Below are 21,309 nucleotides of genomic sequence, written 5' to 3' on the forward strand. Positions count from 1 at the left end.
CCGATCGGCCGGAGACGGGGTATCAACATATCTGGCGTTGATTTTTGGCACGCTGTTGAGTTCTCAAGGAACGGACGCTTCCTTTGTACTCACCCTCTCGGGCTTTCCTCCGGGCTTTTTCCCTTCGGTCTTGCGTTTCCGACTCTATCAGACCGTTTCGCGATCCGATTTCCTCGGTGCTTTCCAGGTTCCCGCTCTCGCGTTTCCCTTTCCGGCGACTCCGACTTTATCAGAGATTCTGAGTCGGAATTCCCGCCCCGTTCGGGGACTGGTTCCGGCGCACAAGGCGGCCGGGTTCCCGTTCAGGCGGAGACGTAAACGTACTGGAGCGGGGTGCCCCGATGCAAATCGAGGCACCCCGCTCCAGGTTGACGTGGACGACGGGTCGTCCGGGTGTCAGACCTCCACCACGACCGGGAGGATCATCGGCCTGCGGCGATAGGTGTCCGAGACCCACTTGCCCAGGGTCCTGCGGATGAGCTGCTGAAGCTGGTGCGGCTCCACCACGCCGTCCTGGGCCGAGCGTTCCAGCACCTCGGTGATCTTCGGCATCACCCCGCCGAACGCCGCGTCCTCGATGCCCGAACCGCGGGCCTGGATGTGCGGACCGCCGGTGATCTTGCCCGTCGACGAGTCGACGACCACGAAGACGGAGATGATGCCCTCGTCCCCGAGGATCTTGCGGTCCTTCAGGGCCGGCTCGCCCACGTCGCCGACCGAGAGGCCGTCCACGTAGACGTAGCCCGCCTGGACCTTGCCGGAGATCTTCGCCTTGCCCTCGACGAGGTCGACGGCGACGCCGTCCTCGGCGATCACGATCCGGTCGTGCGGGACCCCGGTCAGGGCGCCCAGCTCGGCGTTGGCCCGCAGGTGGCGCCACTCGCCGTGCACCGGCATCAGGTTCTTCGGGCGGCAGATGTTGTAGAAGTACAGGAGCTCGCCCGCGGACGCGTGACCCGAGACGTGCACCTTGGCGTTGCCCTTGTGGACGACGTTCGCACCCCAGCGGGTCAGGCCGTTGATCACGCGGTAGACCGCGTTCTCGTTGCCGGGGATCAGCGACGAGGCCAGGATGACCGTGTCTCCGTCGACGATCCGGATCTGGTGGTCGCGGTTGGCCATGCGGGACAGGGCCGCCATCGGCTCGCCCTGGGAACCCGTGCAGACCAGGACCACCTCGTGGTCCGGGAGGTCGTCGAGCGTCTTCACGTCCACGACCAGGCCCGGCGGGACCTTCAGATAGCCCAGGTCACGGGCGATGCCCATGTTGCGCACCATGGAGCGGCCGACGAAGGCCACCCGACGGCCGTACTCGTGCGCCGCGTCCAGGATCTGCTGGATGCGGTGCACATGGCTGGCGAAGCTCGCCACGATGATCCGCTTGCGCGCGCTCGCGAAGACCTGGCGCAGCACGTTGGAGATGTCGCGCTCGGGCGGGACGAAGCCCGGTACCTCGGCGTTCGTCGAGTCGGCGAGCAGAAGGTCGATGCCCTCCTCGCTCAGCCGGGCGAACGCGTGCAGGTCCGTCAGCCGGTTGTCCAGCGGGAGCTGGTCCATCTTGAAGTCGCCCGTGTGGACCACCATGCCGGCGGGGGTCCGGATGGCGACCGCGAGGGCGTCCGGGATGGAGTGGTTGACCGCGACGAACTCGCAGTCGAAGGGGCCGATGCGCTCGCGGTTCCCCTCCGCCACCTCCAGGGTGTACGGGCGGATGCGGTGCTCCTGGAGCTTCGCCTCGATGAGGGCGAGGGTCAGCTTGGAGCCGATCAGCGGGATGTCCGGCTTCTCCCTGAGGAGGTAGGGGACACCGCCGATGTGGTCCTCGTGGCCGTGCGTGAGGACGATGCCCTCGATGTCGTCGAGGCGGTCCCGGATCGACGAGAAGTCCGGCAGGATCAGGTCGATTCCGGGCTGCTCCTCCTCGGGGAAGAGCACTCCGCAGTCGACGATCAGCAGACGGCCGCCGTACTCGAAGACCGTCATGTTGCGGCCGATCTCACCGAGACCGCCGAGCGGGGTGACGCGCAGACCGCCTTCGGGCAGCGGCGGGGGCGCACCGAGTTCAGGATGCGGATGACTCAAAAGACTCTCCTCACCACACGCGCCACGTACCGGTAGGGCACGTGGCGCGCATGACGTTCGTGCAGAAGCAGTTGTCATTGTGGGGCGCAGGCGCCGGTGGCCCGCTTATTCAGTTGTGAGGTCTCGTGGTGCCAAGTCTGTTGTCAAAGCTGTACCCCGCCCGCGGCAAGATCGATCTTGAGCTGGGCGATCTCGTCCGCCGTGAGCTCCAGCATGGGCAGGCGCAGGGGTCCGGCGGGCAGGCCCTGGAGGGCGAGCGCGGCCTTGGTGGTCATGACGCCCTGGGTACGGAACATGCCCGTGAAGACCGGGAGCAGCCGCTGGTGGATCTCCGTGGCCTTGTGGACGTCGCCGGCCACGTAGGCCTCGACCATGGCACGCAGCTCCGGTGTCACCACATGGCCGACGACCGACACGAAGCCGACCGCGCCCACGGAGAGCAGCGGCAGGTTCAGCATGTCGTCGCCGGAGTACCAGGCCAGGCCCGACTGGGCGATGGCCCAGCTGGCGCGGCCGAGGTCGCCCTTGGCGTCCTTGTTGGCCACGATCCGCGGGTGCTCCGCGAGGCGGACCAGCGTCTCGGTGTTGATCGGGACGCCGCTGCGGCCGGGGATGTCGTAGAGCATGACCGGCAGCCCGGCGGCGTCGGCGACGGCCGTGAAGTGCCGGTACAGGCCCTCCTGCGGGGGCTTGTTGTAGTACGGCGTGACGACGAGGAGGCCGTGCGCGCCGGCCTGCTCGGCGGCGCGGGCGAGTTCGATGCTGTGGTGCGTGTCGTTGGTGCCGACGCCGGCCACGACATGGGCGCGGTCGCCGACCGCTTCGAGCACGGCTCGTACGAGATCCGATTTCTCCGCGTCGCTCGTGGTGGGCGACTCACCGGTGGTGCCGTTGACGATCAGGCCGTCGTTGCCTGCGTCCACCAGATGGGTGGCGAGCCGCTGTGCGCCGTCGAGGTCGAGTGCGCCGTCCGCCGTGAAGGGCGTGACCATGGCGGTGAGGACCCGCCCGAAGGGGGTCTGCGGAGTGGAGGTCGGAGCCATGGGTAACACGCTACTCGCTGCTCACCGCGTGGTCTGCCCGCGGGGTGCGGGGAAAGTCAGGACAAATGCGGAACCCGGCACTGCCTGCTCGGGGGTTCAAGCAGTGCCGGGTCCGTTTGATCAGGCTAGATGAACTTCTCTAAATGCCGCAATACGGACACTTCACACGGCTGACCCGCACATGTGTACTCGGCACCGAGACGCGGTTCCGCTACGGGGCGACACGGCCGTTGGCGTTGAAGGCCGCGTGCGTCAGCGGCATCAGCTCGGCCCACGCGGCCTCCATCTTCTCGCCGACCATCTCGATCTCCCGCTGCGGGAAGGACGGCACCTTGGCCAGCTCGTGCTGGGTGCGCAGGCCGAGGAAGTGCATCAGCGAGCGGGCGTTGCAGGTGGCGTACATCGAGGAGAACAGGCCGACGGGAAGGACGGCACGGGCCACCTCGCGGGCGACGCCGGCGGCGAGCATCTCCTGATAGCGCTCGTACGCCTGGACGTAGGAGTCCTGCATCGAGCGCTCCACGATCTCCTGCTGCGCCTCGGTGCCCGCCACGAACTCGTACTTGCCCGGACGGCCCTGCTGGACGAGCTTGCGGTCCTCGCCGGGGACGTAGAAGACGGGCTGGAGCTCGCGGTAGCGCCCGGACTCCTCGTTGTACGAGTTGTGGACGACGATGCCGTTCGCGAGGAAGTTGTGCCAGGGGCCTTCGACGGAGAGGTCGTAGGTCATCTCCTCGCCGTCCTGCTCGATGGCGACGACGGGGTCCGGGATCGCCTTGGCGACCTTGCCGCCACGTCGGGCCAACGCCTGCTCGCCGCCACTCTTGGCGGTGTGGCAGGGCTCGCAGGCCGGGGCGAGGTTCGTCTCGTCCAGAGCCCTGGTGAGGTCGCCCGCGACCGGGACGACATGATCGAGGGCGAGTTCGGCGCGGGGGAACTCCCGGCCGCAGAGGTGGCAGGCGTCGGTCTCCTCGATCAGCCGCTCACGCTGCATGGAGGTCCACACCCCGATGCCGCGGCGCAGGCTCGGCGGCACGAGTCGCTCGGAAGGCCTGGGGGCCGTTCCGCCGACCATGACGGAGTCGCCGACCACGAGCTCACCGGCCTTGACCCAGCCCTCCGGGGTGAACACGGCGTGGTCCACCGTGCAGCGCAGCGTCTTCCCGGACTGGGTGGTGATCTTGATGAGCTGCTTGACGCCCGACTCGATCACGTCGACGATCCTGGCACGCTGGGCGAGCAGGGTCTCCTCGTCGAAGCACCTGACGTGGTTGCGCCGGACCGACTCCAGCTTGCGCAGGCGGGTGCTGGGATTCTGCTCGCGGAACTCGGCCACCGCGGACTCCGCGGCCTCCCGGTTCTCGTACAGGCCGAGGTAGTGGTTGGTCTCGCCACGGCGCACCTGCGCCATCCACTTGCCGGCGCGGCTGTGCCAGGTGACGCCGCCGGCCGAATGCGGGAGGCGGTCCTCCACCCCCAGATGCCAGAGCTTGTACAGCTCGGCGATGGAACGCCGACGGAGGTTCCCGGCCTCGCTCTCCAGGGTGATCTCGGTGTCCCCGGAGACGCACCAGCCCACCCGGTGGCGCATGAACTCGCGGAAGACGAAGATCGGGGCACTGATGAAGAAGGTCATCGAGTTGTGCTCGAAGGGGCTGCCGTGCCGGTCCCGCATCAGGTAGTTGATCAGGCCCTTGGAGCGCTCCGGGTCCTTGGTGAGCTCTTCCAGGGACTGCTCGCCGGCGGTGGAGACACGGGCGGCCCACAGGACGTCCGAGTCGGCCGCGCTGTGCTTGACCAGCTCGACGGTGACATCGCTGCGGAAGCTGGGCTTGAGGTCGTCGGCGGGGGTGTCGGTCACGGCTCGGCGGATCCTTCCATCACTTCACTCGGGCGGCGCCCACTCTACGGCCCGGCACTGACATAGGGCGTACGGTGCCGGTCCGCGACATCTTCGGTGAACTTCTGTCAATTCGGTGAAACCGGGCACCGTGGGGGACACTCGCTCGTCTGTATGGAAAACAGTCGTGCGTTCGGTCCGTATCGTCCGCCGATCGTCCCGGATCATCCGGGATCGTCCCCAGAGGAGAAGCAGCAGCTATGTCCCGTCGGCGTGAACCCGTCCCGTTCGACTTCCTCGCCGAAGCCGACAGGTTCCGCAGCAATGTCGCTCCCCCGCCCGGCGAGCGGGCGTCCGCCGGTCAGATAGCCGGGCGCTGGCTGCTGGGCCTCACGGTCGTCGCCGGGCTCGTGGGCGCCCTGCTGATCGGCATGCCCGCGCTGACGCTGGACCACTCCACGGCGGGCACCCAGCGGTCCCAGGCGTCCGAGGGGCGCTGACCCGCCCCCGTCCCGCCGCACGAGGGCGTGACGGCGCGCCCTTGGCCCCCCGAGGGTGGTGAGGGGACAGGCAGGCGGATAGCCTCACCGGGCACAGCCCATGCATGGAATGAGTGAGGACCAGCCGTGCCCCTGCCCTTCCTGACGGCCGACCGCACCTTCGAGGCGACCGACGACAGCACGCTGCCGTACGACGACCGCGACCGCTGGCGGCGGCCCTACCGGCCCGGCCCGTGGCGCGTGGGGGCGGCGGCGCTGTGCCTGCTGCTCGCCTCGTACGTGCTGTTCGCGGCGGTCATCATCGCCCTGACCGACTCGCCGTCGGCCGCCGCCACCGTGTTCGGCCTGGCGCTGCTGATCATCGCCGCGTCGCTGCGGACGCTGCGCGTCGGCGTGTGGGTGAGCGCCGCCGGGCTGCGCCACGTGAGCTTCCTCGTCACGCGCACGGTGCCCTGGAAGCGGGTCGTCGCCGTGCGCACGGTGCAGCAGCCGGTGCGCTGGCTCGGGCTGCCCCGGACCGTGCAGGGACAGGCCCTGGTCCTCGTCCGCAAGGATCGTGCGGGACAGGACGTGCCGCCGCTGCTCACCACGCACAACGCGGACTTCCTGGCGCGCCCCGAGGGCTTCGACCGGGCCGCGGACACCATCGAGGTGTGGGCCGACGAGTACGGCCGCCGCGGCTGAGCCCGCTGTCGCGACCCGTCGCGGTGGTCCCGTGCGGACCACCGCGATTTCTGTGTCGGCGCTCGGCTACCCGTGCAGCGTGATCGCGCGTTGCATCGCCTTGCGGGCCCGTGGGGTGTCGCGGGCGTCGTGGTAGGCGACGGCGAGCCGGAACCAGCTGCGCCAGTCGTCGGGGGCGTCCTCCGTCTCGGCCTTGCGCCGGGCGAAGACCTCGTCGGCCGAGTCCCGGTCGATCCGGCCGTCCGGGGTGCGCCTGAGTTCGTCGACGGGCAGGCCGCCCTCGGCGTCGAGTTCGGCGGCGAGCCGGTTGGCCCTGCGGACGAACTGGGTGTTCTTCCACAGGAACCACAGGCCGATGACGGGCAGGATCAGGACCGCCACGCCGAAGGTGACGGTCAGCAGCGTGCCGGTCTGGATGAGCATGACGCCGCGGCTGCCGACCAGGACGAAGTAGAAGACCAGGACGGCGGCCGTGACCGCGTAGGTGAGCTTCGCGCGCATGATGTCGTCGGCGTCCGTGCTCAGCCGAGGTCCAGGAAGTGCTCCAGGCCGAAGGTGAGGCCCGGAGTGGTCACGACGCGGCGCACGCCCAGCAGGATGCCCGGCATGAAGCTGCTGTGGTGCAGGGAGTCGTGGCGGACGGTGAGGGTCTCGCCCTCGCCGCCGAGCAGGACCTCCTGGTGGGCCAGCAGACCGCGCAGCCGGACCGAGTGCACCGGCACCCCGTCGACGCTGGCGCCGCGGGCGCCGTCCAGCGCCGTGGCGGTGGCGTCCGGGGCCGGGGCGGAGCCGGCCCTGGCCCGCGCCTCCGCGATGAGCTGCGCGGTGCGGGCGGCGGTGCCGGACGGCGCGTCCACCTTGTTCGGGTGGTGCAGCTCGATCACCTCGACCGACTCGAAATACGGCGCGGCGATCTGCGCGAACTTCATGGTCAGGACGGCGCCGATGGAGAAGTTCGGCGCGATGAGCACGCCGGTCTCGGGCGACTCGGCCAGCCAGCCGTTCAGCCGGGCGAGGCGGTCGTCGTTCCAGCCGGTCGTGCCGACCACGGCGTGGATGCCGTGGCGGACGCAGAAGTCGAGGTTGTCCATCACCGAGTCGGGGGTGGTCAGCTCGACCACGGCCTGGGCACCGGTCTCCGTCAGCGTCTCCAGCCGGTCGCCCCGGCCGAGGGCGGCGACCAGCTCCAGGTCCTCGGCGGCCTCGATCGCCCGTACCGCCTCGGAGCCGATGCGGCCCTTGGCACCGAGGACCGCCACGCGCAGCTTGCTCATCTGTCTTGCTTCCTTACCGAAGGGGTTGGGGCGGACCGGGGAGGGGTCAGGCGACGGCGTCGTTCAGCCGGGCGGCCTGCTTGTCCTTGAGCGGGCCGATGACCGACAGCGACGGGCGCTGTCCCAGGATCTCGCGGGCGACCGAACGGACGTCGTCCGGGGTCACGGCCGTTATCCGGGCCAGCATGTCGTCGACCGACATCTGCTCGCCCCAGCACAGTTCGCTCTTGCCGATACGGTTCATCAGCGCGCCGGTGTCCTCCAGGCCGAGGACCGTGGAGCCCTGGAGCTGGCCGACCGCGCGGCCGATCTCCTCGTCGGACAGGCCGTGCTCGGCGACGTGGTCGAGTTCGTCGCGGCAGATCTTCAGCACGTCGTGCACCTGACTCGGGCGGCAGCCCGCGTACACGCCGAACAGGCCGCAGTCGGCGAAGCCCGAGGTGTACGAGTACACGCTGTAGGCCAGGCCGCGCTTCTCGCGGACCTCCTGGAAGAGGCGGGAGGACATGCCGCCGCCGAGGGCGGTGTTCAGCACGCCGAGGGCCCAGCGGCGGTCGTCGGTGCGGGCCAGGCCCGGCATGCCGAGGACGACGTGCGCCTGCTCGGTCTTGCGGCCGAGCAGTTCGACGCGGCCCGCGGTGCGGATGGTGCGCCGGCCGTCGCGGGGGGCGATGGGCGAGGCCTCCTGGTTGCGGAAGGCGCCCGCCTTCTCGAACGCGGCACGCACCTGTCGTACGACCTTGTTGTGGTCGATGTTGCCCGCGGCCGCGACCACCAGGTGGGTCGGGTCGTAGTGCTTCTTGTAGAAGCGGCGGATGCGGTCGGCGGTCAGGGCGTTGACCGTGTCGACGGTGCCGAGGACCGGGCGGCCGAGGGGGTTGTCGCCGAACATCGTGTGCGCGAACAGGTCGTGCACGCAGTCGCCCGGGTCGTCCTCGGTCATCGCGATCTCTTCGAGGATCGCGCCGCGCTCGACGTTGACGTCGTCCTCGAGGATGAGGGAACCGGTCAGCATGTCGCAGACGACGTCGATCGCCAGGGGCAGATCGGTGTCGAGCACGCGCGCGTAGTAGCACGTGTACTCCTTGGCCGTGAACGCGTTCATCTCGCCGCCGACCGCGTCGATCGCGGAGGAGATGTCCAGCGCGCTGCGGCGCGAGGTGCCCTTGAAGAGCAGGTGCTCAAGGTAGTGCGTGGCGCCGTTCAGGGTCGGGGTCTCGTCGCGGGAGCCGACGTGCGCCCAGATGCCGAAGGTCGCCGAGCGGACCGAGGGCAGGGTCTCGGTGACGATGCGCAGGCCGCCCGGGAGAGTGGTCTTGCGGACCGTGCCGATGCCGCTGGTGCCCTTGATGAGGGTTTGGGTACGGGCGACGGCCCGCGCCTCCGAAGAGGTGCGGGCCGTCGCCTTGGAGCTACGGGACGTCACTGGTCGGCGTCGTCCTTCTTCGTCTCGTCGCCCTCTTCGCCCTCGATCACGGGGATGAGGGAGAGCTTGCCGCGGGAGTCGATCTCGGCGATCTCGACCTGGACCTTCTGGCCCACGCCGACGACGTCCTCGACGTTCTCCACGCGCTTGCCGCCGGCGAGCTTGCGGATCTGCGAGATGTGCAGCAGACCGTCCTTGCCCGGGAGCAGCGAGACGAACGCGCCGAAGGTGGTGGTCTTGACGACCGTACCCAGGTAGCGCTCGCCGACCTCCGGCATGGTCGGGTTGGCGATGCCGTTGATCGTGGCGCGGGCGGCCTCGGCGGCCGGGCCGTCGGCGGCACCGATGTAGATGGTGCCGTCGTCCTCGATCGTGATCTCGGCGCCGGTGTCCTCCTGGATCTGGTTGATCATCTTGCCCTTGGGGCCGATGACCTCGCCGATCTTGTCCACGGGGATCTTGACGGTGATGATCCGCGGGGCGTTCGGGGACATCTCGTCCGGCGTGTCGATCGCTTCCATCATCACGTCGAGGATGTGGAGGCGGGCGTCGCGGGCCTGCTTGAGGGCCGCGGCCAGGACGGAGGCCGGGATGCCGTCCAGCTTGGTGTCGAGCTGGAGGGCGGTCACGAACTCCTTGGTGCCGGCGACCTTGAAGTCCATGTCGCCGAAGGCGTCCTCCGCACCGAGGATGTCGGTGAGGGCGACGTAGTGCGTCTCGCCGTTGATCTCCTGGGAGATCAGGCCCATGGCGATGCCGGCGACCGGGGCCTTCAGCGGCACACCGGCGTTGAGCAGCGACATGGTGGAGGCGCAGACCGAGCCCATGGACGTCGAACCGTTGGAGCCGAGGGCCTCGGACACCTGACGGATCGCGTACGGGAACTCCTCGCGCGTCGGCAGCACCGGCACGATGGCGCGCTCGGCGAGGGCGCCGTGGCCGATCTCGCGGCGCTTCGGGGAGCCGACGCGGCCGGTCTCGCCGACGGAGTACGGCGGGAAGTTGTAGTTGTGCATGTAGCGCTTGCGGGTCACCGGGGAAAGGGTGTCCAGCTGCTGCTCCATGCGGAGCATGTTGAGGGTGGTGACGCCCAGGATCTGGGTCTCGCCACGCTCGAACAGCGCCGAGCCGTGCACGCGCGGGATGGCCTCGACCTCGGCGGCGAGCGTACGGATGTCCGTGACGCCGCGGCCGTCGATGCGCTTCTTCTCCTTGATGACGCGCTCACGGACCAGGGACTTGGTCAGCGAGCGGTACGCGGCGGAGATCTCCTTCTCGCGGCCCTCGAACTCCGGCAGGAGCTTCTCGGCGGCGAGCGTCTTGACGCGGTCCAGCTCGGCCTCGCGCTCCTGCTTGCCCGCGATGGTCAGCGCGGAGGCCAGCTCCGGGCGGACGGCGGCGGACAGCGCCTCCAGGACGTCGTCCTGGTAGTCGAGGAAGACCGGGAACTCACCGGTCGGCTTGGCGGCCTTCGCGGCGAGGTCGGCCTGAGCCTTGCACAGGACCTTGATGAAGGGCTTCGCGGCGTCCAGACCGGAGGCGACGACCTCCTCGGTCGGCGCCTCGGCGCCACCCGCGACCAGCTGGATGGTCTTCTCGGTGGCCTCGGCCTCGACCATCATGATCGCGACGTCGCCGTCCTCCAGGACGCGACCGGCGACGACCATGTCGAAGACGGCGTCCTCGAGCTCGGTGTGCGTCGGGAACGCGACCCACTGGCCGTTGATCAGCGCGACGCGGACGCCGCCGATCGGGCCGGAGAAGGGCAGACCGGCCAGCTGCGTGGACGCGGACGCGGCGTTGATCGCCACGACGTCGTACAGGTGGTCGGGGTTGAGCGCCATGATCGTGGCGACGACCTGGATCTCGTTGCGCAGGCCCTTCTTGAAGGACGGACGCAGCGGACGGTCGATGAGACGGCAGGTGAGGATGGCGTCCTCGGAGGGGCGGCCCTCACGGCGGAAGAAGCTGCCGGGGATCTTGCCGGCGGCGTACATCCGCTCCTCGACGTCCACCGTCAGGGGGAAGAAGTCGAGCTGGTCCTTGGGGTTCTTGGAGGCGGTGGTGGCCGACAGCACCATGGTGTCGTCGTCCAGGTACGCCACTGCGGAGCCGGCGGCCTGCTTGGCCAGGCGGCCCGTCTCGAAGCGGATGGTGCGGGTGCCGAAGGCGCCGTTGTCGATGACGGCCTCGGCGTAGTGGGTCTCGTTCTCCACTAGCGTTTTCTCCTCGTCTTCGTCCCTCCTCGCCCGTGTGGCGGGGGGACGGTGGCGGAGAAGCGCTCCGTGCGGTGCGGGCCGGTCTTCGATCGAAGCACCCGGGGCTCGCTTTCCCCCGGGCGCCACTACCGAGGACCGGCGGCGGCGAGGTGCGCTTCTCCTCGTTCGGTGTGTGTGATCACGCGATACCCGGTACGGGTAGGGCCTATCACACGGTGTCGTACGTATTGCGTTGTGCTACCACACTACAAAGCGCCGGCGACACTCCGCACGTTTCCGCACGTACGGCAAAGGGGAGCGGCCCCGAGCACTTCGGGAACCGCTCCCCTCATGGCGTCTTACTTGGCGCCCGCAGCACCACGGCGGATGCCGAGGCGGTCGACCAGCGCACGGAAGCGCTGGATGTCCTTCTTGGCCAGGTACTGCAGCAGGCGGCGGCGCTGACCGACCAGGATCAGCAGACCACGACGGGAGTGGTGGTCGTGCTTGTGGGCCTTGAGGTGCTCGGTCAGGTCCGAGATCCGGCGGGACAGCATGGCGACCTGGACCTCGGGGGAGCCGGTGTCGCCCTCCTTGGTACCGAACTCGCTGATGATCTGCTTCTTCGTAGCGGCGTCGAGCGACACGCTTACTCCTCGTAGTCTCTGAGTAGCCACCGAGTGCCCCTGGTCCACTTCTCAGGGGAGCTTCCGTTACTCGGGAGGCGGGGATCCGCTGGGCGCGGCCTGCAGAGCGATGCTCCGCGGGCGCGTACACAAACGGCCGTCGTCCAGAGTACCAGCAGCGCAGGGCCCACTCGGCCGGGGTCCCCGAACTACCCGGTCGGCGACCTTGCGGCCACTAGGGTGAACGCCGGGATCATCCGCACGTCGGGAAGGGGTCGCTTGACCATGGCGGAGGAACTGAGCGCGGACGTCAAGGCGCGCAAGGAACGGGAGCGGGACGAGCTCTACGCGCTCGACATCTCGGACGTCGAGTGGCTCGGCGCACCGGGCACCGAGGAGCACGAGGAGCGGGTCGAGATCGCCCACCTCCCGGCCGGCGCGGTGGCCATGCGGTCGTCCCTCGACCCCGGCACGGTGCTGCGGTACACGGAGGCGGAGTGGCGGGCCTTCGTGCTCGGCGCGCGGGACGGCGAGTTCGACCTGGAGCCGGCGCCGCACGACGGCGGTCCGGACGGCGGTCCCGACGTGGCGTGAGCGGCCGTCGGCGCGACGGCCGACGCGACAGTACAGAGGAATATGGGGAAGGGGCGGCGCGCACGAGTGCCGCCCCTTCCCCGTGTCGGCGTCCGCGCCGGAGATCCGCGTCCTCTTCCACTGGTTCCACTGGTTCTACTGGTTCTACTGGTCCCACTGGTTCCACTGGTTCCACTGACGCGTTGGTCAATGCGCTTACGGGGTACCTCGGTTGGGGGCTAAGAATCAGTCAACTCCCGCCAGGTCCTGTCCTACTTGTTCATGAATGTCATGTGGTTTGTTCACCAATATGCGTGCTGTGTACGGCACTTCCGGGCAGGCTGTGACGCAGTGGACAGGCGCTCAGGGGCGGACGGGCCTGCCGGGGTGGGGCCTGCGGTGATTAGGCTGGGACAGGGCGCGATGCCAGAACCCGTGGACCGGGCATCGGCGTCCCAGGGGGAGAGCCGGCTGATCGGACGACCTCGAACGATTTCGGACGACGAGAAACGGTCGCCCCGGCACGGCATGAGGGTGCTCGACCACACCAGGAGGAACTGTGAGCAGCGATCGGGACGGGATCCGCGGGGGCTGGGCCACACCCGGCGATGACCAGCCCGACGTCGAGTCCGACATCGAGATGACGGGCGAGTTCACCCTCGACTACGCACCGCCCGCCTGGTACACGCAGAACGCGGCGGGGAGTTCGGGTTCGGCGGCCGCCACGGGTCCGGGTGGCGGTGCCGGCGGCAGCGGTGGCGGTCCGACGGCCGGCGCCGGCGCGACCACGCCGGGGGCGCAGGGCGGTCCCGCCCCGCAGGCCGGACCCACGGCCCCCGCGGCACCGGGTGTTGCGGGGCCGCCGTTCCCGTCGGGGCCCTCGGGGGCGCCGCTTCCGGGGCTCACACCGCCCGCCCATGCCACGCAGCCGTCCGGGGCTCCCTTCCCGCCGTCGGCTCCCGTTCCCGGGGCGCCGTTCACCGCGCCCCGGCCGCCCGTGCCGCCCACCGGCGGCCCGGTCGCCGTGCCCCGCCTTCCGGTCGGCAGCGGGTTCGAGCCCTCGGCTCCTCCGGTGCCCCCGGGGCCCGCTTCGCCCCCGGCGCCCGCTGCTCCCCCGGCCGTGACTCCCCCGGTGGTCGCCCCGTCGCCGACGGCCGTGCCGAACATTCCCGTGGGCGGGTTCAACAGCCCGTGGGGTACGGGACCGGCTGCCGCGGTATCGCCCACCCCTGAACCTCCGGCGGTTCCGGCCGCGCCCGCGGTGCCCGCTGTCCCTGCCGTACCCGCCACGCCCGTAGCGCCTGCCGCCTCCGTTGCGGAGGGCGGCGACACCGGCAACGGTGACCTGGAGAGCGGCGCCACCATGCGGTTCTCCGCCATCACTCTGAAGCGGGAGATCGCGGAGCGGGCCGCCGAGGCCGCGGCCGAGGAGCAGGAGCGGGAACAGGGACCGGAGCAGGAGCAGGAGCAGGAGTCGCAGGAGGCGAAGGCCGAGAGCCCCGCCGGCGACGAGTCCTTGCCGTCCGCGGCCCCGGAGCCGGCCTCCGAGACCGAGGTTCAGGCCGAGGACCAGGCCGAAGCCGAGTCGGAGTCGGAGTCGGAGACTGGCGAGGTGGCCGGTGAGGTGGCCGACGGCCAGGAGCCGACGGAGGCCCAGGAGTCGGCGGAGGCCCAGGAAGTGTCCATGGAGGAGGACGGCGAGGGTGAGTCCCTGACGCCTTCGGACGACGCCGAGCCCGAGGAGGCGGCGGCCGCCGAGGGCACCCCGGAGGACGGTGACGCGGTGTCTCCGGACGCTGATGCAGTCGCCGGGGAAAGCGGTGCCGACACCGTCGGCCCCACGGACGCGGATGTCGTGGACGCGAATGTCGAGGACACCGTGGACACCGACGTCGAGCCCGCGGACGCCGCGCCTTCCGACGCAGTGCCCTCGAACGACGAGCCCGCGGACGCCGTGCCCTCCGACGCAGTGCCCTCGAACGACGAGCCCGCGGACGCCGCGCCCTCCGACGCAGTGCCCTCGAACGACGAGCCCGCGGACGCCGTGCCCTCCGACGCAGTGCCCTCCGGCACAGTGCGCTCCGACGCCGAGGCCGACGAGCCGCAGGACGCCGTTCCGGGACCGGCCGACGCGCCGCAGGACGCTCCGCCCGCCTGGGCACCCCCGCCTGCGCCGCAGGGCGGGCTGCCCCCGCTGCCGCCGACGTACCAGCCCGCGGCCCCGGTCGCCGCGGCCCAGTGGCCCGCGCAGCCCCCGGCGCAGCCCGAGCCCCAGCCGGCCGCGCCGACGGTGCAGCCGCCGTTCCAGCCGCAGGCGCCCGAGCCCGCGCCCGCCGCCTGGGGCCCGCCTGCCCCGCAGAGCGGTTACGGCTTCCCGCAGCAGGGCGAGGCCCCCGCCCCGGCCGCCCCCAACCCGCCTGCCGGATACGGCTTCCCGCACCCCGGCGCCGCCCCCGCACCGGCCCCGGCTCCCGGACCGGTCCACTCCCCCGGCGGCCATCACCTCCCGCCCGTGCCGGGCCCCCGACCGGAGCCCGCACCGCAGGCACCGGTGGACGCGACGCCGCACCCCGCCCCGGGCTACGGCTTCCCCCACCAAGGTGCTCCCGCTCCCGCACCGGCGCCCAACCCCCAGAACGGCTACGGCTTCCCCCACCAGGGCGGCGCCCCCACCCCGCCGCAGGCTCCCGGCGCCCATCCCCTCCCGCAGCCCGGCGGTTACGGATTCCCCCAGCCGCCCGCTCCGCAGGGGCAGCCGCAGCAGCCGCAGGCGCAGGACCCGCAGGCGGCTCCGCACGGATTCACACCGCAGGCGCCGCAGACCCCCCAGGCACCGCAGCCGCCTCAGACCGTTCAGCCGCCTCAGGCAGCCCAGATGCCCCAGGCGCCTCACTCGCCGCAGCACCCGCAGGCGTACCCCCAGCCCCAGCAGCCCCAGCACCCGCAGCAGGCTCAGCAGCAGCCCGGTCAGCAGCCGCAGGCTCCACAGCCACAGCAGCAGCCCGTGGACCCGCGGGTCGGTGCCGCCTGGCCGCAGCCCATGCAGCACGACCAGCGGCAGCCCACCAACCCCGGTGCCGCGCCGCTCGGTTACACCGCTGCCGTGGAGCTGTCGTCGGACCGGCTGCTCAACAACAAGCGGCAGAAGGCGAAGAGCGGACGACCGGCCGCAACCGGCGGGCGGTTCAAGCTCGGTGGCAAGCGGGAGGAGGCCGAGCGGCAGCGGAAGCTCGACCTCATCCGGACGCCCGTCCTGTCCTGCTACCGGATCGCCGTCATCAGCCTCAAGGGCGGTGTCGGCAAGACCACCACGACCACCGCGCTGGGCGCCACGCTCGCCACCGAGCGACAGGACAAGATCCTCGCGATCGACGCGAACCCGGACGCAGGCACCCTCGGCCGCCGCGTACGGCGGGAGACCGGGGCCACCATCCGCGACCTCGTCCAGGCGATCCCGTACCTCAACTCGTACATGGACATCAGGCGGTTCACCTCCCAGGCCCCCTCGGGGCTGGAGATCATCGCCAACGACGTCGACCCGGCGGTGTCGACGGCGTTCAACGACGAGGACTACCGACGCGCGATAGACGTGCTCGGCAAGCAGTACCCGATCATCCTCACCGACTCGGGCACCGGTCTGCTGTACAGCGCCATGCGCGGTGTGCTCGACCTCGCCGACCAGCTCATCATCATCTCCACGCCGTCCGTGGACGGTGCGAGCAGCGCCAGTACGACGCTGGACTGGCTGTCCGCGCACGGGTACGCCGACCTCGTCTCCCGCTCCCTCACCGTCATCTCCGGGGTGCGCGAGACCGGCAAGATGATCAAGGTGGACGACATCGTCAGCCACTTCGAGACGCGCTGCCGCGGTGTCGTCGTCGTCCCGTTCGACGAGCACCTCGCCGCCGGTGCCGAGGTCGACCTCGACATGATGCGCCCGAAGGTGCGCGAGTCGTACTTCCACCTCGCGGCGATGGTCGCCGAGGACTTCGTACGGCATCAGCAGATGCACGGGCTGTGGACCTCGGACGGCAACCCGCCGCCGGTGGCCGCACCGCCGATGCCGGGGCAGCCGTACCCGGGCCAGCCCTATGCCCAGCAGCCGGGTCAGCCCTACGCGCAGCCCGGACAGCCGTACCCCCGGCCCGGACAGCCCTATGCACAACCGGGGCAGCCGGGACAGCCGGGACAGCCCTACGCGCAGCCGGGGCAACCGGCCCAGCCGGGACAGCCCGGGCAGCCCGGGCAGCCCGGGCAGCAGCCCTATCCGCCCGCCGGTCAGCCGTACCCGCCGCAGGGCTACCCCCAGCAGCCGGGACAGCCGTATCCGCAGCAGCCCGGTTACCCGCAGCAGCCCCAGCCGCCGCAGCAGTAGCCCCGGCCCCCTGGCCGGGTGAACGCGAAGGGCGGCCGGTGTCCCGAGGACACCGGCCGCCCTTCGTCGTCGTACGAGCGGGGGAGCTAGTCGGCGGGGGTCCCCGCCGCCTCCACCAGCGCACGGCAGCGCTTCACGTCCTCGGCCATCTGCTCCAGGAACGCCTCGAGCGACTCGAACTTCGCCTGGCCGCGGACGTAGGCCAGGAAGTCGACGGCGACGTGCAGGCCGTACAGGTCCAGGCCGACGCGGTCGATGGCGTACGCCTCCACCGTGCGCTCGGTGCCGTCGAACTGCGGGTTCGTGCCGACGGAGATGGCGGCCGGCATGGCCTCGCCGTCCGCGTGCAGCCAGCCGGCGTAGACGCCGTCGGCCGGGATCGCGGTGTGGGGCAGCGTCTCGACGTTCGCCGTCGGGAAGCCCAGCTCACGGCCGCGCTGCGCGCCGCGGACGACCACGCCCTCCACGCGGTGCGGGCGGCCGAGGATCTCGTGGGCGCCCTCGACGTCACCGGTGGCCACCAGACGCCGGGTCAGGGTGGAGGAGAACGGCTCGCCGCCGCCCGCCGCACCGCTCACGTACAGGTCCACGACCTCGACCTCGAAGTCGTAGACCCCGCCCTGTTCGGTGAGGAACTCCACGTTGCCCGCGGCCTTGTGGCCGAAGCGGAAGTTCGGGCCCTCGACGACCGCCTTGGCGTGCAGCTTGTCGACCAGGACCTTGACGACGAAGTCGGCCGGCGACAGCTTCGAGAACTCCTTGGTGAACGGCAGGATCAGCACCGCGTCCACGCCCAGGTCCGCCATCAGCTCGGCACGGCGGTGGTGCGGGGCCAGCAGCGGCGGGTGGCTGCCGGGGCGGACCACCTCGCTGGGGTGCGGGTCGAAGGTGACGACGACCGACGGCACGCCCAGCTCACGGGCGCGCTCCACGGCATGGCTGATGATCAGCTGGTGGCCCCGGTGGACTCCGTCGTAGGAGCCGATGGTGACGACGCTGCGCCCCCAGTCCTCGGGGATGTCCTCCAAGCCACGCCAGCGCTGCACTGTGACCGCTCCTTGTCGAACCTGTGTTTGTTGCCTGCCTTATGCGCAGGTCTAAGGGTGCCATGCCGAGTGCTTCCGCCCCGCATCGGCATGGGGGCTGTGACGGGGCGCACTCCTCGGGCCACGGACTCGGGCCAACGGACTCACGCCGCGTGGCGTCGGTCAGCCGGCCGGCCGTGCGCGCGGCAAGGCCGGGCCCGCGGCCGTCACCAGGGCTGCAGGCCCGGTCCGGGCCGCCACCGCCTCCTGCACCAGGGCCGCGACCCGGCACGCCAGGGCGGGCGTGGTGACACCGGCGAGGATACGCAGTGCCTCGCCCGCGTCGGCTCTGCGCAGCCGGGCCCGGAAGGCGGCGAGGACCGGTTCGGGGTGGGTGGCGAGGGCGGGGACCAGCGCGCTCGGCGGAAGCTGCGGATCGGCCGCGGCGAAGTGCCTCAGCGCCCGCGGGAGGTGGCGGGAGCGGGTGCGCGGATCGCGTACGAGGAGGGCGAGCGCCGCTCCGTGCACGGTGCAGTCGGTGGGCCGGGCGAGCAGGTCGAGGGCCAGGTGGCGCAGGAGTTCACGGTCGGCGTCGGAACGGATGTGCGGGGCGGCGCGCAGCCCGTACGTCACCGCCGCCAGACGCCGGGCCGGTCGCTCGTCGCGCGCCCAGCGGTCGACGGCCCGGCACACGGCGGACGGCTCGTCCTCGGCGAGGACGGCGAGGAGTTCGCCGGCCCGCCGGTGCGGGCTCTCGACCAGACGCTCGGCGAGGTCGTCCAGGGCGCGGTGCCGGTGGGTGTGCAGCAGGGCCTGGGCGGCCGTGGCGACGGTCGCGTGCGGGGTGGCGGGCAACGGCCGTTCGTCGTCGAACCAGCGCACGAGGTGCGGTTGTACGGCCGCGGGGTCGACGGCGAGCAGTTCGGCCGCCGCGTCGAGGTAGCGGGGCGGGCCGGTGTCGTGCGGGGCGGCGTCGGCGCGGACGAGACGGCGCAGCAGGTCGAGGCGGCCGACGTCGGGCAGCGCGAGGCCGGTCCAGAAGGCGGGGCCGAACTCGCCGGGCGGCGGCCGTTGTTGTCGGCGTCGGGCGACGATCACCTCGGTGAGCCGGCGCAGGACGCCGGTGTACGGGGTCGCGTCCGGCACCCGTCGCAGTACCTCGGCGAGCAGCCGGGCCGCCCACCAGGAGTGCGGGTCGGTGTCCAGGGCGCGCACCAGTTCCTCCAGGCGGACGGCGAGCCGTCGGCTGCCGTGCCGGCGGGCGACCAGGAGCAGGGCCTGGACGACGGGGCCGACGCGGTGCGGCGGCACCGGCAGCGCGGGCCCGTCCGGCGGGTTGTGGACCAGGACGCGCAGCGCCTCGTCCAGGTCGAGGTGCAGGCCCTGGATCCAGTCGGCGAGTTCCTCGTGGGCGAAGCGGTAGCCGTCTCCGGCGGGGACCAGGAGTCCCTCGGCGAGGACGGCGGAGGCCCAGCCGGTGCGGCCGTCGAGCCGGGCCGGGGCGGTGCCCCGGGGGAAGAGCGCCTCGAACGACGTGCGGTCCAGCTCGCCCTGGCCGGGTCCGAGGCTGTGCCGGGCCGCCAGGTGGACCTGGCCGGAGACCTTCGCCGCGAGGCGTCGTACGGCGGTGCCGCGCAGGCCGTTCCCGGCGGCGAGGCGGACGGCGATCCGCAGGCACATCAGATCGAGGTGGGCGGCCAGGACGTCGTCCCCGTCGAGCGGAGTGTCGCGCGCTTCGGGGACGGCGGCCCGGACCTCGGACAGCAGGCGCAGGGTGAGGGGGTGGCGGGCGTGCGGCTCGCCGAGGGCCGTGCCGGGGATGCCGTAGCGCTCGCGGGCGAGCCGGGCCTCGTCCTCGGTCAGGTCCCCGAGGCGCACACAGGGCGGCAGCGTGCCGTGAGGGTCCGCGGCCGGGTCCGGGTCGCCGTGCAGGAGTTCCCGCGGGAACCCGGCCCCGGCGTGCTCCCAGTACTCCGCCCGGCAGCCCACCACGAGGCGCGCGCCGGACTCACGCAGCCAGTCCGCCGTGCCCGCCGTCCAGTCGGGCAGGCGGTGGGCGAGGGCGGGCGGCATCTCCTCCGGGCCGTCGAGCAGGAGCAGCAGGGGGCGGCCCGCGGCGCGGGCGAGGCGGGCCAGGCGTTCGGGGGCGATGTCGCCGAGGTGGGCGGGGTGGGCCGGGTCGGAGGCGGCCACGACGCGGGCGGCGCGGGCGAGCGCCCGGCGGGCGGCGTCGGCGACGGAGCCGTCGTCGTCCTGGAGGTCGGCGCCGCGCAGCCACAGGGTGGGGGCCGGGCGCGGGCCCCGGTGACGGCGGGCGGCGAGCGCCGCGAGTTCCGTCGTACGGCCGCTGCCGGGGGCGCCGACGAGGGCGAGGACGGCTGCCGGGCCGTCGGCGAAGGCGGCGAACTCCGCTGCGGTCGCCGCCCGTTCGACCGGTTCGACGGCGGGGCTCGGACCTGCCGGTGCCGGTGCCGCCGAACGCGGGTGGGGCGGGCCCGGGTCCGGCGGATCGGCGCGGCGGGTCCGGTGGGTGAGGGTGCCGGGTGGGCCGTCCGCGCCGACGGAGATGGCGGTGAGCTCCAGCACGCCGGCCAGGTTGAGGTCGGCGCCGTGGGCGGGCACCGTCTCGGCGTTGCGGGCGAGCAGGTCGGCCAGCGGGTCGGCGTCGGCGTGCGGGGTGCGTCCCGCTCGGGCGGCGACGGTCGCCCGGCGCGGCAGCGGGACGGCGAAGCCGGTGGCACTGTGGCCGGAGCGGAGGGCGGTGCCGACGACAGCGACGACGGCACCGGTCGCCGCGTCGAGCACCGGTCCGCCGGTCGCTCCGCCGCCGGGGCGCAGGGCGTCCCGGCCCGTCGTGCCGATCGCCAACTCCAGCGCGTCGTCGAGGAGATGGGAGCGGTCCGCGGCCGTGTACGTCACCGGTGTCCGGCCCAGGACCCGTGCCTGGCGCCAGCAGCCCGCGGCGACGCGGACGTAGGTGCCGGTCCCGATCGCGTCGCGCACGGTGACGGGCAGCGGCTCGACGCCCAGTCCCTCGGTGCGTACGAGGGCCAGGCCGAGGGCGGGCAGCGCGGTCACGGCGTCGGCGGTCACGAGGCGGGGGCGGTCGGCGGCCGTGCGCAGAACCAGGTGGGGCAGTCCGTCGACCGCCTCGTGGCTGGTGATCACCGTGCCGTGGTGGTCGGCGACGAACCCCGTGCCGCGGGGGCGGCCGGCCGGATCCTGGATGCTGACGAGAAAGCGGTCGGCGGGATCGCCGGGGCGGCCGGGGGCGGCGGCGGTGGTTCGTGGGTCGCCGGCCCGCGCGTCACCGGTCCGTGCCTCGCCGAGGGCCCGTGTCTCGCCGACGGCCGGTGCCTCACCGGCGGTCCGTGCCGGCTCGGCGGTCGAGGCCGGGTCGGCGGTCCAGGTGTCGCCGACGGTCGGCGTACGACCGGCCGTTCCTGTCCCGTCGGCCGTCCAGGTGCCGCCGGCGGCCCACACGCCGGTCACGGCCCGTGTGCCACCGACCGCCCCCGCGCCGCCGACGGTCCACGTGCCGGCCACGGCACGCCTGTCACCGGCGGTACCCGCGTCGCCGACGGCCCAGGTGTCGTGCCGTGCGCCCCGGGCGTCGCTCGCGCCCGGGCCCCGTCCCGCCATCGTCGTACCTCCCCGCCTGCG

At 72.0% G+C, this 21,309-nt stretch carries 13 protein-coding genes and 2 pseudogenes; 4 read left to right on the plus strand and 11 right to left on the minus strand.

All coding sequences use genetic code 11. From position 1 onward, the window contains the following. Positions 1-396: 396 nt before the first annotated feature. From ACWC24_RS38285 to ACWC24_RS38300, 4 genes and pseudogenes are all read right to left on the minus strand, one after another. A complete protein-coding gene (locus ACWC24_RS38285; protein WP_450667533.1) occupies positions 397-2,082 on the minus strand; it encodes a ribonuclease J in 1,686 nt (561 codons plus the stop codon). 143 nt (positions 2,083-2,225) lie between these two features. Beyond that, the gene (gene dapA / locus ACWC24_RS38290) at positions 2,226-3,125 is read right to left on the minus strand and encodes a 4-hydroxy-tetrahydrodipicolinate synthase (RefSeq protein WP_450667534.1); all 900 of its coding nucleotides are present in this window, start codon (positions 3,123-3,125) and stop codon (positions 2,226-2,228) included. A 211-nt stretch (positions 3,126-3,336) separates the two neighbouring features. Beyond that, a pseudogene (gene thyX, locus ACWC24_RS38295) lies at positions 3,337-3,786 on the minus strand (FAD-dependent thymidylate synthase); the annotation flags it as partial. A 3-nt stretch (positions 3,787-3,789) separates the two neighbouring features. Further along, a pseudogene (locus tag ACWC24_RS38300) lies at positions 3,790-4,986 on the minus strand (FAD-dependent thymidylate synthase); the annotation flags it as partial. A gap of 239 nt (positions 4,987-5,225) precedes the next feature. On the opposite strand from ACWC24_RS38300, the gene ACWC24_RS38305 reads away from it, so the two are divergent. Both ACWC24_RS38305 and ACWC24_RS38310 read left to right on the plus strand, forming a co-directional pair. Continuing rightward, on the plus strand, positions 5,226-5,465 hold the full coding sequence (locus ACWC24_RS38305) for a hypothetical protein (RefSeq protein ID WP_450667535.1): 240 nt from the start codon (positions 5,226-5,228) through the stop codon (positions 5,463-5,465). Between the two features lie 126 nt (positions 5,466-5,591). Further along, on the plus strand, positions 5,592-6,149 hold the full coding sequence (locus ACWC24_RS38310; protein WP_450667536.1) for a hypothetical protein: 558 nt from the start codon (positions 5,592-5,594) through the stop codon (positions 6,147-6,149). Between the two features lie 66 nt (positions 6,150-6,215). Here the strand turns inward: ACWC24_RS38310 and ACWC24_RS38315 are convergent, their stop codons facing one another. The 5 genes from ACWC24_RS38315 to rpsO form a co-directional block, all read right to left on the minus strand. Continuing rightward, positions 6,216-6,650, minus strand: coding sequence for a hypothetical protein (locus ACWC24_RS38315; protein WP_450667537.1), 435 nt, complete (start codon positions 6,648-6,650; stop codon positions 6,216-6,218). A gap of 20 nt (positions 6,651-6,670) precedes the next feature. Next, positions 6,671-7,423 (minus strand): 4-hydroxy-tetrahydrodipicolinate reductase, encoded by a 753-nt coding sequence (gene dapB, locus ACWC24_RS38320; RefSeq protein ID WP_450667538.1) that lies wholly within the window; start codon positions 7,421-7,423, stop codon positions 6,671-6,673. 46 nt (positions 7,424-7,469) lie between these two features. Beyond that, complete coding sequence (locus ACWC24_RS38325; RefSeq protein ID WP_450667539.1) at positions 7,470-8,849, minus strand: M16 family metallopeptidase; 1,380 nt, start codon at positions 8,847-8,849, stop codon at positions 7,470-7,472. Next, the gene (locus ACWC24_RS38330) at positions 8,846-11,065 is read right to left on the minus strand and encodes a polyribonucleotide nucleotidyltransferase (protein WP_450667540.1); all 2,220 of its coding nucleotides are present in this window, start codon (positions 11,063-11,065) and stop codon (positions 8,846-8,848) included. The genes ACWC24_RS38325 and ACWC24_RS38330 overlap by 4 nt, the downstream gene beginning before the upstream one ends. A gap of 341 nt (positions 11,066-11,406) precedes the next feature. Continuing rightward, positions 11,407-11,694 carry a 30S ribosomal protein S15 gene (gene rpsO, locus ACWC24_RS38335; protein ID WP_143640166.1) on the minus strand — a complete coding sequence of 96 codons (288 nt, stop codon included), beginning with the start codon at positions 11,692-11,694 and terminating at the stop codon, positions 11,407-11,409. A 264-nt stretch (positions 11,695-11,958) separates the two neighbouring features. On the opposite strand from rpsO, the gene ACWC24_RS38340 reads away from it, so the two are divergent. Beyond that, complete coding sequence (locus tag ACWC24_RS38340; RefSeq protein WP_450667541.1) at positions 11,959-12,267, plus strand: DUF397 domain-containing protein; 309 nt, start codon at positions 11,959-11,961, stop codon at positions 12,265-12,267. A gap of 538 nt (positions 12,268-12,805) precedes the next feature. Then, positions 12,806-16,621, plus strand: a complete 3,816-nt coding sequence (locus tag ACWC24_RS38345; protein ID WP_450667542.1) for an SCO5717 family growth-regulating ATPase — start codon at positions 12,806-12,808, stop codon at positions 16,619-16,621. A gap of 86 nt (positions 16,622-16,707) precedes the next feature. Here ACWC24_RS38345 and ACWC24_RS38350 read toward each other — a convergent pair whose 3' ends face one another. Together ACWC24_RS38350 and ACWC24_RS38355 are read right to left on the minus strand one after the other, a co-directional pair. Beyond that, complete coding sequence (locus ACWC24_RS38350; RefSeq protein WP_450667543.1) at positions 16,708-17,667, minus strand: bifunctional riboflavin kinase/FAD synthetase; 960 nt, start codon at positions 17,665-17,667, stop codon at positions 16,708-16,710. Between the two features lie 162 nt (positions 17,668-17,829). Continuing rightward, positions 17,830-21,288, minus strand: coding sequence for a trypsin-like peptidase domain-containing protein (locus ACWC24_RS38355; protein WP_450667544.1), 3,459 nt, complete (start codon positions 21,286-21,288; stop codon positions 17,830-17,832). Between the last annotated feature and the right edge of the window lie 21 nt (positions 21,289-21,309).

The sequence above is a fragment of the Streptomyces sp. NPDC001443 genome, from assembly GCF_053597355.1.

What these genes read in the sequence shown, in the direction of transcription:
- dapA (WP_450667534.1), bottom strand. Translation starts at nt 3,125, where the DNA reads ATGGCTCCGACCTCCACTCCGCAGACCCCCTTCGGGCGGGTCCTCACC.
- ACWC24_RS38305 (WP_450667535.1), top strand. Translation starts at nt 5,226, where the DNA reads ATGTCCCGTCGGCGTGAACCCGTCCCGTTCGACTTCCTCGCCGAAGCC.
- ACWC24_RS38315 (WP_450667537.1), bottom strand. Translation starts at nt 6,650, where the DNA reads ATGCGCGCGAAGCTCACCTACGCGGTCACGGCCGCCGTCCTGGTCTTC.
- dapB (WP_450667538.1), bottom strand. Translation starts at nt 7,423, where the DNA reads ATGAGCAAGCTGCGCGTGGCGGTCCTCGGTGCCAAGGGCCGCATCGGC.
- ACWC24_RS38340 (WP_450667541.1), top strand. Translation starts at nt 11,959, where the DNA reads ATGGCGGAGGAACTGAGCGCGGACGTCAAGGCGCGCAAGGAACGGGAG.
- ACWC24_RS38355 (WP_450667544.1), bottom strand. Translation starts at nt 21,288, where the DNA reads ATGGCGGGACGGGGCCCGGGCGCGAGCGACGCCCGGGGCGCACGGCAC.